The organism is Luteitalea sp. (assembly GCF_022842525.1).
In the GTDB taxonomy this organism is placed as follows: Bacteria; Acidobacteriota; Vicinamibacteria; order Vicinamibacterales; family Vicinamibacteraceae; genus Luteitalea.
Genome location: NZ_JALHPM010000007.1, coordinates 1 through 14,024, shown reverse-complemented (window position 1 = coordinate 14,024; position 14,024 = coordinate 1). Strand labels below are relative to the sequence as shown.

Annotated in this window: 11 protein-coding genes; 3 read left to right on the top strand and 8 right to left on the bottom strand. The window is 70.4% G+C overall.

What is annotated here, in order from left to right; genetic code table 11:
• Window positions 1–51 precede the first annotated feature (51 nt).
• The 6 genes from Q0C41_RS02755 to Q0C41_RS02730 form a co-directional block, all read right to left on the bottom strand.
• Window positions 52–1,374, bottom strand: coding sequence for a M20 family metallo-hydrolase (locus tag Q0C41_RS02755; protein WP_291980919.1), 1,323 nt, complete (start codon window positions 1,372–1,374; stop codon window positions 52–54).
• Window positions 1,374–2,477 carry a hypothetical protein gene (locus Q0C41_RS02750; protein WP_291980918.1) on the bottom strand — a complete coding sequence of 368 codons (1,104 nt, stop codon included), beginning with the start codon at window positions 2,475–2,477 and terminating at the stop codon, window positions 1,374–1,376. The genes Q0C41_RS02755 and Q0C41_RS02750 overlap by 1 nt, the downstream gene beginning before the upstream one ends.
• A 75-nt stretch (window positions 2,478–2,552) precedes the next feature.
• Window positions 2,553–3,995 carry a M20/M25/M40 family metallo-hydrolase gene (locus Q0C41_RS02745; protein WP_291980917.1) on the bottom strand — a complete coding sequence of 481 codons (1,443 nt, stop codon included), beginning with the start codon at window positions 3,993–3,995 and terminating at the stop codon, window positions 2,553–2,555.
• 70 nt (window positions 3,996–4,065) lie between these two features.
• Window positions 4,066–4,806, bottom strand: coding sequence for a hypothetical protein (locus tag Q0C41_RS02740; protein ID WP_291980916.1), 741 nt, complete (start codon window positions 4,804–4,806; stop codon window positions 4,066–4,068).
• Window position 4,807: 1 nt separating this feature from the next.
• The gene (locus Q0C41_RS02735) at window positions 4,808–5,698 is read right to left on the bottom strand and encodes a PIG-L family deacetylase (protein ID WP_291980915.1); all 891 of its coding nucleotides are present in this window, start codon (window positions 5,696–5,698) and stop codon (window positions 4,808–4,810) included.
• A gap of 98 nt (window positions 5,699–5,796) precedes the next feature.
• Entirely contained in the window at window positions 5,797–6,795 is a 999-nt protein-coding gene (locus Q0C41_RS02730) for an aldo/keto reductase (protein WP_291980914.1), read from the bottom strand.
• A 154-nt stretch (window positions 6,796–6,949) separates the two neighbouring features.
• Between Q0C41_RS02730 and Q0C41_RS02725 the strand changes: the two genes are divergently transcribed.
• Window positions 6,950–8,002 (top strand): aldehyde reductase, encoded by a 1,053-nt coding sequence (locus Q0C41_RS02725; RefSeq protein WP_291980913.1) that lies wholly within the window; start codon window positions 6,950–6,952, stop codon window positions 8,000–8,002.
• Between the two features lie 404 nt (window positions 8,003–8,406).
• On the opposite strand, the gene Q0C41_RS02720 is transcribed toward Q0C41_RS02725, so the two are convergent.
• Complete coding sequence (locus Q0C41_RS02720) at window positions 8,407–10,464, bottom strand: M13 family metallopeptidase (RefSeq protein WP_291980912.1); 2,058 nt, start codon at window positions 10,462–10,464, stop codon at window positions 8,407–8,409.
• A 116-nt stretch (window positions 10,465–10,580) separates the two neighbouring features.
• Here Q0C41_RS02720 and rsmH point away from each other — a divergent pair, with 116 nt between their 5' ends.
• Entirely contained in the window at window positions 10,581–11,639 is a 1,059-nt protein-coding gene (gene rsmH, locus Q0C41_RS02715) for a 16S rRNA (cytosine(1402)-N(4))-methyltransferase RsmH (RefSeq protein ID WP_367079092.1), read from the top strand.
• A 317-nt stretch (window positions 11,640–11,956) separates the two neighbouring features.
• Here rsmH and Q0C41_RS02710 read toward each other — a convergent pair whose 3' ends face one another.
• A complete protein-coding gene (locus Q0C41_RS02710; protein WP_291980911.1) occupies window positions 11,957–13,282 on the bottom strand; it encodes an HNH endonuclease in 1,326 nt (441 codons plus the stop codon).
• Here Q0C41_RS02710 and Q0C41_RS02705 point away from each other — a divergent pair.
• Window positions 13,260–13,997, top strand: coding sequence for a hypothetical protein (locus tag Q0C41_RS02705; protein ID WP_291980910.1), 738 nt, complete (start codon window positions 13,260–13,262; stop codon window positions 13,995–13,997). The genes Q0C41_RS02710 and Q0C41_RS02705 overlap by 23 nt on opposite strands.
• The last annotated feature ends 27 nt before the right edge of the window (window positions 13,998–14,024 follow it).

Below are 14,024 nucleotides of genomic sequence, written 5' to 3'. Positions count from 1 at the left end.
CGGCAAACCCGCGGGGACGCGGCGCCGCCCGCGTGCCCACCCCCCGCGCGACTAGAGCGCGTCGGCGGCGAGCACGGCGCCAAGCAGCACGTTCGCGCCGCGGGTGATGTCGTCCGGGCGCGAGAACTCCTTCGGCGAGTGACTGATGCCGCCAATGCTGGGGATGAAGATCATCCCCATGGGGCCGAGCTGCGCCATCGCCTGCGCGTCGTGGCCGGCGCCGCTCGGCATGACGCGCGTCGACAGCCCGAGGGCCTCGGCCGATGCCCCGATCAGGGCGCGCATGCGGGGGTCGCTCGGCGCAGGCGTGTTCTCGTGCAGGGGCGCGTAGGCGAACGTCGTTCCGGTCGCCTCGGCAATCCGGGCCGCCTCGGCGCGGATGTCCTCGAACAGGCGCAGGGTCACCGTGTCGTCGAGATCGCGCAATTCGAGGGCGCACGTGACCACGCCCGGGATGACGTTGACCGCGCCGGGCCTGGCCTGGAGGCGCCCGACCGTCCCGACCTGCCGCCCCGGCCTCGCACGCACGACGCGGTTCACCATGTCGATGAAGCGTGCGGCGGCCAGCATGGCGTCCTGGCGCGCATCCATGGGCGTCGTCCCGGCGTGATTCGAGACGCCCGTCACCGTCACATCCCACTGGCGGATGCCGACGATGCCTTCGACTACACCGATGGCCGTGCTCGTGGCCTCGAGGATGCCGCCCTGCTCGATGTGCAACTCGAGGTACGCCGCGATGCTGCCGGGGGCTCGCTTCACCTCCGCGAGCCGCGCGGGGTCGCCGCCGACGAAGGCGATGCCATCGCTCACCGTCTTGCCGCTCGTCGTCATCTGGCGCAGTTCGGCCGGGTCGAACTGCCCACTGACGGCGCGGCTGCCGAAGAGCCCGCCTTCTTCGTTGGCCCACACGGCGACTTCGATGGGATGTCGCAGGCGGGTCGCGCGCTCCTCGAGCACGCGCGCCACCTCGATGGCGGCGATCGTCCCGACGTTGCCGTCGTAGCTGCCCCCATCGGGCACCGAGTCGATGTGCGACCCGAAGACGAGCGGCGGCAGGTCCAGGCGACCGGCCCGGCGGCCGATCAGGTTGCCGGCAAGGTCCGTCGTCGGCGTCAGTCCGGCCTCGCGCATCCAGGCCGCGACCTGCACACGGGCCTGCCGATCCTCCTCGCTGTATCCGGTGCGATGCGTGCCACCAGCCGACGTCCCGCCGAATCGGCGCAGGTCCATCAGTTGCGCGTTCAGGCGCGTCCCGTTGACGACGGGGCGCGGTGTCTGGCGCGCCGAGGCCCTGGTGGCTGTCAGCAGGCCGGAGATCCCGGCGCCGAGCACCGCTGATCCGAAGTGACGACGGGAGAGCCGGGCGGGTGGCATCAGACGAGACGGTACCCCAGATCGAAGCCGGCCGTGCGGCCGTCCTGGTGGACCAGGATCTCGTGGATGTCGTGCGGGTGCGTGCCGCCCGAGACCTTGTGCTTGAACAGGTCGAGCAGGTGCCGCAGCAGTTCGCCGCTCTCGTCGATGTCGGCGTCGAGCAGGAACTCCTCCGGATCGCGCAGACGGGTCAGCGTCAGCTGGACGTTCCCCCGCGCGTGGGTCGACTTCAGGCTGACCATCTTCACGATGCGTGACTGCAGGGCCGCGGGCACGTTGGGGCGATGGTTCTCGGCCGGCGTGGCTTCGTAGTCGCCGCGAAACTGCTCGAGGTGGTCGAGGATGTGGCACACGCGGGTGTGCATCTCCGGATCGACGAAGGCCAGCAGTCGCTCCCGTCCGATCGCCACGAGGCGGGTGACGAAGGAGAACCACGACCGCTCGCCACCGATCGGCTCACGCATGCTGTCGAGCCGATAGTAGGTGTTGAGCAACGCGGTCTTGGCCAGGATGTGCTCGCGTCCGGCCAGGCCGTCCCACGTGTGCGTGACGAGGAGCGGAGCGATGACCTGGTCGGGGTGCTTCCGGTCGAAGAGGGTCACGTCGCGTGACGCCCGCAGCACCCGCTTGAGCGGTGCGAACGACCGCGGCAGGGCGTCCCACGCGGTGAACGCCGGTGTCCACTCGTCCGGTTCGCGCCACACCGTCAGCGATCGGGTCACCGACGAACCCGGCGTGCCGAAGAACACCGGCGAGAAGACGAATCGATAGCGACGCGGATCGATCTCGCACACCAGCACGTCTGGCGACACCGGGACCTCGAAGCGGACCGGCGCGCCGGAGAGCGCGACCTCGAGTTGATCGCCGACCTGTCGGTTGCCCGTGAGCTGGCGGAAGGTGAAGAACGTCGAGGGATCGGACACGACCCGACCAGCCACATCCTGCAGCGTGAACACGACGGGGAACGTCTCCGCCCGCGCGTGTCGGGGGCGCGCCGTCCGCGGCAGCGCGCGCGTCGAGATACGCCTCGTGGGCGCGGCTCGTCTCGTGTGCGTGGCCTTCGACGTGCCCCGTGCCCTGGTCCTGCCTGCGGCCTTTGCCATCTCGTCCCCCTGCACTGACGTGAACGTCAGTGGCCGGGAAACCGCACACCGGCACCCTGAGCACGCCGGCCCGACTCAGCGCTCGCCGGGTCCGGCCAGGCGCGACAGCAGGCCCTTCCAGTGCTCGAGCGCGCCGAAGAACTGCTCGACCGGCACGCGCTCGTCGAGGCCGTGCGCGAACTGATCGCTGTCCTTCATGAACAGCCCCATCACGCCGTAGGTGGGAATGCCGGCCGACCGCACCTCGCGCCCGTCGGTGGCGTACGCCGCCATGGTCGGGATGACGGGAATGCCCGGGTAGCGGGCGTGCACGGTGGCCGTGAGCGCCGCCATGATGTCGTCGCGCAGCGGAGAGGCCGGGCTGGGAAACGCTTCGCCACGCTGCACGATCCGCAGCCCCTTCGTGTCGGCGACGCGCTCGAGGGTCGCCTTGACGTCGTCGACGGCCTCACCGGGAAAGATGCGGCAGTTGACGGTGACGGTCACCGACTGGGCCAGCGCGTTCTCCGCATGGCCGCCACGCAGCATCGTCGGCACGCAGGTGGTGCGGGTGATGCCGACTTCTTCGGGGAGGGCCCACAGGACGTCGGCCGCGGCGCGATCGCCGGGGTCTGCCGCGAGGCGCCGCATCGCGTCACCGGTGGGGCCCGGCGTGAGCCGCGCCATCGCCTCGAGATACCCGCGGGTCGTGTCGTTGACCGCCACCGGAAAGCGATGCGCCTCGAGGCGCTGGACCACTCGCGCGAGATCGTAGATGGCGTTGTCCGGACGCGGGGTCGAGCTGTGCCCGCCCGGGTTGGTCACGGTCAGCTCGAAGGTTGCGTACGTCTTCTCGGCGGCCTGGATGAAGAAGGCGACGGGGGCGCCGGACTCGTCGAGCTTGCCACCGCCGCCATCGTCGTTGAGCGCGAACTCGGCGTCGGTGAGCGCACGGTGCGTGGTGACGAGGGCGCGAGCCGACAGCATGCCCGTCTCCTCGTCGCCGGAGAAGGCGATCACGAGGTCACGCGTCGGGACGAAGCCCTCGGCCTTGAGGCGCAGGAAGGTGCCGGTGAGCGAGGCGACGCCGAACTTGTCGTCGGCGGTGCCACGGCCGAAGAAGTAGCCACGCTCCTCGACCAGCGTGAAGGGGTCGCGGGCCCAGTCCTCGCGCCGCGCATCGACGACGTCCATGTGGGCGAGCAGGAGGATCGGCTTGCGCCCGGAGGCGCCGTTGCCGCGGTAGCGCACCACCAGGCTCGCGGTCTGCTCGCCGGACGGCAGCGACAGCGGCAGCACGTGCACGTCCGCGGCGGGGAAGCCGCCCTGCCGGAACTGGTCGGCGAGATACGCCGCCATCGCCGGCACCCGGCCCTGGCCCTCGGCCGTGCGCATCTCCACGATCGTCTTGTAGATGGCGAAGGCCCGACGCTGGTAGGGCTCGGTGTAGTCGGCGCTGGTCCGCTGCGCGCGCGCATGCGCGGCGCCTCCGATCAGCAGGGCGGCGGCGAGAACTCCGACAACGATCGGGCGGGCCATGGCTGCGCCACTGTATCGCACAGCCTGGCGGCGACGCCGTCGCATCGCCGCGCCGACGCCGTCGCGGTGACTACGTCGACTCCGCGGCGAACCGACCGCCCGACGACCGCAGCCACGCGAGCAGCGCCGTGTTGCCGGACTCGCGCGCCACGTCGCAGGGCGTCCGGTGGTCGTACCCGATCCAGTTGATGTCGGCGCCAAGCGCATGCAGGTACTCGGCGGTCTCGTGCTGCCCGCCGCGACAGGCGTGCCAGCACGCGTTCGTGATCGTCTGAGGGGGTGGGGCAGGCACGGCGCTGGCGCTCACGCGCACACGGTCCAGCAGGCCGAGCGCCGCGGCCTGCCAGATGGTCGTCGTCGCGCCCCGCTCGAGCAGCCGACGCGCGGCGCGCCACTGCGCGAAGACGACGGCATTCGACATCGCGGAGCCACCGGTGAAGACGGCCCCCGGCGCCTCGCTGTCGGCCCCGGCGTCCAGCAGGGCGTCGAGCACCTCGACGTCGTCGCAACTCGCAGCCCAGTGCAGCGGTGTTTCCGGCGCGCCGCCTGGCGCGGATTGGGTGAGAGCGGCATCGACGTCGGCGCCAGCCGCCGCCAGCATCGCGACGACGCGGGCGCTGGCGGGGCGGTGGCCCGGCCAGTCGGCCACCACGTGCAGCAGCGTGCGCGCCACGCCGCCAGCGTCGACGATGCGCATCGTCGCGAGGGCAGGGGCGTCGTCGAGCCAGTGCTGGAGCGCGCTGGTGTCGCCGGTGTGGATGGCGGCAATCAGCGCGATCGATCGCGGGTCGTCTGCGGGGAGCGTCAGCACGTCAGTAGAGCGACTGTGGATAGGCGTTGGCGGCGCTGAGCGCTTCGGCATAGGTGACGCCGCAGGTCGCGCCGCGATAGCGCGCGAGGCTCTCCTTGAGACGCTGCGCGCCGTCGAGGGCACCGTCGGTATAGGCGGTGTCTCGGGTGACGGCCATCAGCCGGCCGAGCCATGCGATCGCACGCGGCCACTCTGGCGTCACGTCCACGAACGTGTCGGGCACGAAGCCGATCGTGTGACGCGGGCCGTTGTCGTAGAGGTACGTGCGTCGCGGCGTGACGAAGGGCGCGAAGGGATCGGCCAGCACGCGATCGCCGAGATGCAGCGCGCTCTTGGCGAGGTCCGAGGCGACTTCGTGGTCTGGATGCTGGTCGCGGCTCCACAGCATGAAGGCATCGTCAGGGCGGACATCGGCGACGACCTCGGCCACGGCGCGTCGGTGCGCCTCGGTGGCCTGCAGCCGGCCCGAGGCCCAGGGCAGGAAGCGCGACTCGACGCCGACGTCGGCGTTGACCCGCTCGGTGCCTTCGACCAGCGCCGGCCCGCGTCCGCGCACGGGCTTCCAGTTGGTGTAGTCACCAATCATGGAGAGGATCACCACGCGATGGCCGCGCGCGATGGCCTGCAGCAGGATGCCGGGGATACCGAACGGGCAGTCGTCGTAGTGGGCGCCGATGGCCAGGATGGTGCGGCGCGTCGCGGTGCCACGTGCGACAGGTCCCGCTGGGGTCTGCGCGCGCGTCGCCGTCGGGGCCGTCACCCCGGCGAGGCCCGCCGCGCCCGCGACGCCTGCAACGCCTGCCGCACCCGGCCGGTCCTCCATGCCTGCCGCGCGCGCGAGGCCTGCCGTGCTGGCCGCCCCGGCGGCTGCGAGAAATGCGCGTCTCTTCATGTCGGTCCCTTCGATGTGCGGCGTTGCTGGTGGGCGCGCCCCTGGTCCGGTCCGTTCCCTGCGGCCCTGCTCGCGGCCCTGCTCGCGGCCCGCCGTGGCTACGCCACCGGTGTCTTCATCCAGGGGGCGGTGTTGTGGAAGTTCACCAGCACCCCGCCCGGGCCGTTGATCGTGTCGCAGGCCGCGCGTTCCTCCGCCGCGAGCGACATCTCGAGCACGGGCAGCAGGCTCTCGAGCTGCGCCAGCGTGCGAGGGCCGACGATCGGGGCGGTGACACCGGGCTGGTCCTTGCACCAGAGCAGCGCGAGTTGTCCGGGCGTGCGGCCCATGGCCTCGGCGAGCGCGCTGAAGCGGGCACCCGCCTCGATGCCCCGCGCGGTGACGCGCTCGGCGTAGATGCTGCCGGGCTGGCGTGCCGCGCGCGAGTCGTCCGGCAGCGCGGTGCCCGCGGGATAGCGGCCGGCCAGCACGCCTTGCGCGAGGGGCGCCCAGGGCAGCAGGGCCAGCCCGTAGCGCTGTGCCAGGGGAATCAGTTCGTTCTCGATGCGACGATCGAGCAGGTTGTAGGGCGGTTGTTCACTCACGTACCGCGCCAGGCCCCTGCGCTCGCTGGTGGCCAGCGCCTCCATGACCATCCAGGCCGGATGCGTCGAGCAGCCGATGTAGCGCACCTTGCCCGCCCGCACCAGGTCGGTCAGCGCCTCGAGGGTCTCCTCCACGGGGATCTCCGGGCTCGGGCGATGGACCTGGTACAGGTCGATGTAGTCGGTGCCGAGGCGTCGGAGCGAGGCCTCACAGGCGCGCAGGATGTGCAGCCGCGAGTTGCCGGCATCGTTGGGCCCCGGCCCCATGCGGCCGTGCACCTTCGTGGCCAGCACGATGCGGTCGCGGCGGTCGGCCAACGCTTTGCCGAGCAGGGTCTCGCTGGCGCCGTCGTGGTAGACGTTCGCGGTATCCACGATGTTGATGCCCGCGTCGAGCGCCGCATGCACGATGCGGATGCCCTCGTCGTCTGGGGTGGGGCCGCCGAGGTTCATGGCACCCAGGCAGAGAGGAGAGACACGCACGCCCGTGCGTCCAAGCAGCCGATGTTCCATGGGTGCATGTATACACGAGGGAGGACGGAGGAGGGAGGACGGCGGAGAGGTGGCGGAGGAGAGGTGACCCTTTGCGCGGCAGGGGCTCGGCCGCCGGACGACGCTGGACGCCGACGCTCGGCAGGGCAAAGCCTCGCGGCTACAATGCCCGCACATGACGGACCCGGCATCGGCGCTCGTCACCGTCACCGGTGCCTCTGGCTTCATCGCCCTGCACTGCGTGAAGCGGCTGCTCGAGGCCGGGTATCGGGTCCGAGGCACCGTCCGCAGTCTCGCGCGGGCTGACGATGTGCGCCGCGCGCTCACCGGGGTGCCAGGTGTCACCACGCGACTCGAGTGCTGCGTCGCCACGCTGACCGAGGATCACGGGTGGTCGCAGGCGATGGCCGGCAGCAGGTTCGTGCTCCACACGGCCTCGCCGGTGCCCGCTCGCCGGCCCGCCCATGATGACGACGTCATCGTGCCTGCGCGTGACGGGACGACGCGCGTGCTTCGTGCAGCAGCCGACGCGGGTGTCGAGCGTGTCGTCGTCACCTCGTCGATGGCGGCCGTCGTGTCCGGCGTCGAACGCGGGCCACACCGCGTGTTCACGGAGGCGGACTGGAGCGACCTCGACGGCGCCATGCCTGCCTACAGCCGCGGCAAGACACTGGCCGAGCGCGAGGCATGGGCGCTGGTGGCGGCCTTGCCGCCTGGTCGGCGCCTGCAGTTGACCACGGTCAATCCCTCATACGTCCTCGGGCCTTCTCTCGGCGGCGCCGCGAATGCGTCCAACGAGATCGTCCGCAAGGTCCTGCTGCGTCACCGGCCGGGACTGCCGCGTTTGATGTTCCCCGTCGTCGACGTCCGCGACGTCGCCGACCTCCACCTGCTGGCGATGACGAGTCCGGCGGCCGCCGGCGAACGCTTTCTTGCCGTTGAGGGAGCGTACTGGTACGCCGACCTCGCGCGCCGACTCGCCGACGCGGGGCACCGCGTCCCGACGCGTGTCGTCCCCGACTGGATGATCCGGCTGATCGGCGTGTTCGATCCCACAGTGCGGTTGATCACCGGACAACTCGGCCAGGAGTGTCACGTGTCCTCGGCGAAGGCTCGTCGAGTGCTCGGCTGGCGCACCCGCACCGTGCACGAGTCGCTGGTCGACACGGCCGACGACATCCTGCGCCGGACCGCTGCCGCCCCGACCGCACCCAGACGACATCCGTGACGACGAGTGTGAGGCCGCCGATGGTGAAGGGCGGCCATGGCGACGGGAACGAACGCGAAGGGGGGCAGCCTTCGTCGGGCCAGGCGTCGGGTCACGTTCGCGCGGCTCGCGCTTGCCGTGGGGAGGATGGCCGCCGTCACCTGAGCTCACGCCGTCCCCAGGGGCGTCAGCCTTCGCCGGGCAAAGCGGCGGCAGGCGTGTTGACGCGAATGACGCGTGCGGGCAGGTGGAGGACGCCTGACGGCCACGTCGAACTCGCGTGGCGTCTGCCCGTCGGTCTGGAGCAGACTCGAGCGGTGGGGATCGGATCGGGACGCAGCGACTCCCGGGGGCGGGACGCAGGCGAAGCGGCCTCGGGACAGTCCCGAGGCCGCGCCTGGTCGAGTCCTGCCAGATGTCGAGCCCTACCAGATCCTGACGCGCTGGTCTGGCGGCAGGTAGAGCTTGTCCTCCGGCTTGACGTCGAAGGCGGCGTACCACTCATCCATGTTGCGAACCACCCCGTTGGTCCGGAACTCCGGCATCGAGTGCGGATCGGTCACGAGACGCTGACGCGTGTCGTCTTCGCGCGCCATGGCCCGCCACACCTGCGCCCACGCGAGGAAGAAGCGCTGGTCCCCGGTGAAGCCATCGATGACGGGGGCGTCCTTGCCGTTCAACGACAGCTTGTACGCGGTATACGCCATCGTCAGGCCGCCGAGATCGCCGATGTTCTCTCCCATCGTGAGCTGCCCGTTGATGCAGCCATTGGGCACCGGACAGTACTTGCTGTACTGCGTGCCGAGCTGCTGCGTGGCGGCCTTGAACTTCGCGTCGGTGACCGGCGTCCACCAGTTGCGGGTGCGACCGGCCTCGTCGAAGGCGCGCCCCTGATCGTCGAACCCGTGACCGATCTCGTGGCCGATGACGCCACCGATGGCGCCGTAGTTGACGGCCGGATCGGCGCTGACGTCGAAGAAGGGCGACTGCAGGATGGCCGCCGGGAACGTGATCTGATTCATCAGCGGGTTGTAGTAGGCGTTCACGGTCTGCGGGTTCATGCCCCACTCCTCGCGGTCGACCGGCTTGCCGAGACGCGCGACCTGGCGCTTCCATTCGAAGGTGCGGGCGCTGATGATGTTCTCGAAGTGCTTGCCCTTCTCGACCGTCATGGCCGAGTAGTCGCGCCACTTCGACGGATAGCCGACGCGCGGTTCGAAGGTCGCGAGCTTCTTCAGCGCCTCGGCGCGCGTGGCCTCATCCATCCAGGGCAGCTGCTTGAGCCGACCGTCGAGCGCCGTGCGCAGGTTGGCCACGAGCGCATCCATCTTGGCCTTGTGATCCGGCGGGAAGAACTTGGCGACGTAGACTTCGCCAACCCCTTCGCCGATGTGTTCGTCCAGCAGCGAGATGCCGCGCTTCCACCGGTCACGCTTGGCCTGCACGCCTCGCAGCGTCTTGCCGAAGAACTCGAAGCTCGCATCGTCGAAGGCCTTCGGCAGATGAGCGGCGTTGGCCGACGCGATGTGGAAGGCGAGGTACTTCTTCCACGACGCGACCGGTTCCTTGCCGACCAGCGCCGCGCCGTCGCGCACGGCCGTATCGCCATACGCGACGATCGTGTCGACTGTCGCAGGCAGCCCGAGCGACGGCAGGAAGGTCTCCCACGACACGCTGGGCACGAAGCTCTTGAACGCCGCAAAGGGCATGGGCTTGATGGCCTTCTCGACGTTGCGGAGCTCGGCCTGCGCCCAGTGTCCCCGCGCGATCTTCGTCTCGAGCGCCATCACCGTGTCTGCCGAGGCGGCAGGGGCGGGGTCGCCGAGCAACTCGAAGATCCGCGTGACATAGGTCTTGTAGGCCGCGCGGTACTTCTCGAAGGACGCGCCGGTCCCGAGGTAGTAGTCGCGGTCCGGCATGCCGAGGCCGTCCTGGCCCGCCCAGATGGCGTACCGGGTCGGGTCCTGCGGGTCGGCCTCGATCCCGACGCCGAACGGCGCGGCAAACTCGGTGGTGGCCATGAGGGCCAGCACCCCTGCCGTGTCGGTCACCGCCGCGATCTGGTCCAGGTACGGCTGGAGTGGCGCGAGGCCGCGGGCCTCGATGGCCGCTTCGTCCATCCAGCTGGTGTACATGTCGCCGACCTTGGCGGCCGTCGTGCCGGGGCCAGGCTTTTCCGCGGCAAGTGTCTCGAGCACGGTCTTGACGTCGGCTTCGGACTTGTCGCCCAGGGCGTCGAACGCACCGAAGCGGGCCTTGTCGGCCGGCATCGTGAACGTCGCGAGCCACTTGCCGTTGGCGTACCGGAAGAAGTCGTCGCCCGGCTTCACGGCAGAGTCGATGTTGCTGGTCTCGACCCCGAACGTGCCCAGCGCGACCTTGGGGGCGGCAGCTGGAGCTGGCGCCGATGGCGCAGGGGCGGAGCCGGAGCAACCGGCGAGCAGTGCCGCAGTCGGCACCGCCAGGAGGAATGCACGTCTCATGAACCTCACCTCAGGATGGGGCGGATCGGCCTGCGAACCCGTCCACGGGCCGCCCGTGTCACCTCAGCATACGGCGTCCGCTGTCGGGCGCACCCCTTCACCTGAATAATGCAGGGGTGACAGACGAGGAGAGGCCCGTGCATGTGAGGCGTCGCCGGTACAGCGGCACGAATCCGCGGCAGTTCGAGGAGCGGTACAAGGAGCACGACCCGGACCGCTATGCCGCCGACGTCGCCAAGGTCCTCGCGTCCGGACGGACGCCGGCCGGCATGCATCGGCCCATCATGGTGGCCGAGATCCTCGAGGTGCTCGATCCGGCGCCGGGACAACTGGCCGTCGACCTCACGCTTGGCTATGGGGGGCATGCGGCGTCGCTGTTGAAGGCCGTGCAGCCCGGGGGACGCCTGCTCGCGCTCGATGTCGACCCCATCGAACTGCCACGCGCCGAAGCGCGGCTGCGCGCCATGGGGCTTCCTCCTGACAGCCTGATCGTGCGCCGCAGCAACTTCGCAGGCCTCGCGGGGGCTCTGGCGGCCGAGGCGCTGCCACCCGCAGACGTGGTGCTGGCCGACCTCGGCGTGTCGTCGATGCAGATCGACAACCCCTCGCGCGGCTTCTCGTTCAAGCGTCCCGGGCCGCTCGACTTGCGGATGAACCCCCGTCGCGGGCAGCCTGCCAGTGCGCTGCTCGCCACGCATGACGCGGCAGCACTCGCGACACTTTTCGCGACCAACGCTGATGAGCCCTTGGCCCACGAGATCGCGCAGGCGCTGGTTGCGCGGCAGCGCACCACACCCATCCTCACGACCGTTGACCTCGCGGACGCGATTCGAGAGGGACTGTCGTCGGTGCCGACAAAGGGTCGCGAGATCGAGGATCCGGACGGGGCGGTGCGGCGCGTCTTCCAGGCCCTGCGGGTCGCCGTCAACGACGAGTTCGGGGCGCTCGATGCTTTGCTGCGCCAACTGCCAGACTGTGTGGCCCAAGGCGGTCGCATTGCGGTCTTGACGTTTCACTCCGGCGAGGATCGACGAGTCAAGCAGGCCTTCAAGGACGGGCTGCGCGGCGGTGTCTACAGCCGCATCAGCGATGCGGTGGTCCGTGCGGCTGCGCAGGAGCGGCACGCGAACCCACGTGCATCCTCTGCCAAACTTCGGTGGGCGGTGCGGAGCTGAGTCTACTCGGCAGAGCACGGCGTGACCTGCCGCAGCGCGAGGCCGCCCGCTCCGAACATTGCCCACGAATCAAGCGACGATGCCTCTCCTGGAGCCGGGGCCCCGCAGGCGCACAGCGCCAGCGGCATCGGCGACCGGTCGGTTCGGTTGTGACCCATCCGATCGGCTCGGTTGGGCCATGGTGCTGGCTCGACCGCTTGCGGTGACGAAGCCTCCTGGGCGTCTCGACCGCCATCGGGACCTCACGGGTCGAGGACGCCGGCGAGGCGCTGGGCGCGCGACGCGCCAGGCGGCGACCGAAGCCTTGGCCTCGACCATCACCGAAGCGCCAGCCGCTCCCGCGCGGTGCGCCTCCTGGTGCGGGCCCGCATGGGATGCGCCACGGCCGTCCCTTCATTCCCGTCTGCCGTGCCATTGTCTGGCCGCGCCTCGGCAGACTCGCGAGGGAGCACCGGCCCAGGCGCCGTTGGTACGGTGCGTGCCTCCGGTGCGGCCGCCGCGGTGGGACGACGACGGGCGCCATACAGTTGCTCACCCTCGAAGGCGTTGTGTGCTCTGCAGCGCAGGGAGATGTTCTCCACCGACGCCGGACCGCCGGCAGCGTACGGGATCACGTGATGGAACTCGAGCCAGGCGCGCTCACGGCATCGGCCGCGAGGGCCAACGAAGGCGCACTGTCCCTCGTCACGTTGCCAGACGGCACGCTTGACGAACGACGGAATGTGGCGGGCCTTGCCAGTGCGGCCCGCGCGCGGGGGCCGAGGATTCGTGGTCAGCGCATAGCGCTGCCGCTCGAGCTGCCGCACCAGGACCGTGACGGCCCTGTCGAGGACATCGACGACGGTGCAGGTGGGTATGGTGTGGCGCAACAGATTCTGCGCCTGTCTGATCTTCGCGTGCGTTTCCGCCGTGAGGGTCATCTGCAGTTTGTAGAGTGTGGCCGACAGGGGCGCGAGGGTCGCCGTGCCCGGGCCGCGCGCGCCGGAACCCTCTGGCTGCGCCTGGTCCAGGCTGAGGTGAGGCGGTGGCAATCCGAGCGTGAGTGCGGAGAGATTCTGGGCGGGGACCGCCTGGGCCAGCGACGGCAGTCGCCCGGCTGGGGCTCCTGCGTCGGAAGACAAGGCGCTCTCGTCGTCAGGCAGCCCGCCCGATGATGCCATCTCGCCACTGATCGGCAGTGCGTGAGCCTTTGCCAAAGCGAGTCGGCGGATGAACGTGGGCACCGGCGGGCGCGGCGAGAGTTCGGCCACGAGGAGGTGAATCTCGCGGGTCGTGCGCCCCTGCGCGCGTGCCAGCGCGGCAACGTGGTTCGCCTCGGTCAGATGCGGTGCCAGCAATCGCACGGCGGTGAGAGTCACGGCCCCGCGCTCGAGCGTGTCGAGCACCGCAGGCAGCCGGCGGGCCAGGCGCGCCACCTCGATGCGGTTGTACGCGCCACCCTCGTCGAGATGGAGCACCTGCACGCACCAGGCAAACAGTGATGCGCAGCCTTCGCGCAGGTAGAGCCGCCGCCTGTCGACCTCCATCAGCACGCGGAGGAGCGCGGTCGTCTCCTCCTGTGTCCTGCGCGCGAGACGCTGTGCCTCGCAAAGCAAGTCGTCGTCTGTCAACGCCGCCGCCGTGGCCGATGCGGGCACTGCCATCGAGGGCCTCGTGGCCGGCGATGCCGATGCGGACACCAACGCCGATGCCAGCGCCGCCGACGAAGCCGGCGGCGACACCACCGTCGTCGGCCATGCCGCTGGCGGTGGCGATGCGAACATCGATGCCGACGCTGCGGGGCACGCCGGCGACGTCAACACCGACGTCGATGCCGATGCCGATGGGACTGCCGCCGGCGCCGGCGCCGATGCCGATGGGACCGAGGCCGATGCCGAAGTCGAAGTCGAAGTCGCCATCGAAGCTGGCATCGATGGCGCTGGCGCGGGCAACGGTGGCGACGGCGCCGACGGGAATGGTGGGCGCCGTGGTGGGCGGCGTGGGATTGGCGGAACCGGTAGCGGGGGTGGGGGCGTCGACGTCATGCGGCAACCACGTCAACTCGTTTCAAAACGAGTTCGGCGCGTCCTTTCTCCGCATGCCCGTCGCACATGGCATGCCGTCGGGCGCGCCCGCGACGCACGAAGCCTTCTCGACACCCCACGCCGCGCCCACGCAGGATCTGCGCACGCGGCGGCAGCCGGACATCTCAGGATTTGCCGCGCAGACTCGCGACGACCGAACCGCCTGCGCGTGCACAGGGTGAGACGAGGGGCGGTGCGCCCGGCTTCCCGCGAGCGAACGCCCGCGGTGCGCCCTGCGCTTCTGCACGCGTGCGACGTCGCTTGCCGCCTCCGCCGCGCGACCAGCTCGGGATGAACATCATGGGGACCGGCCCCAGCGAGC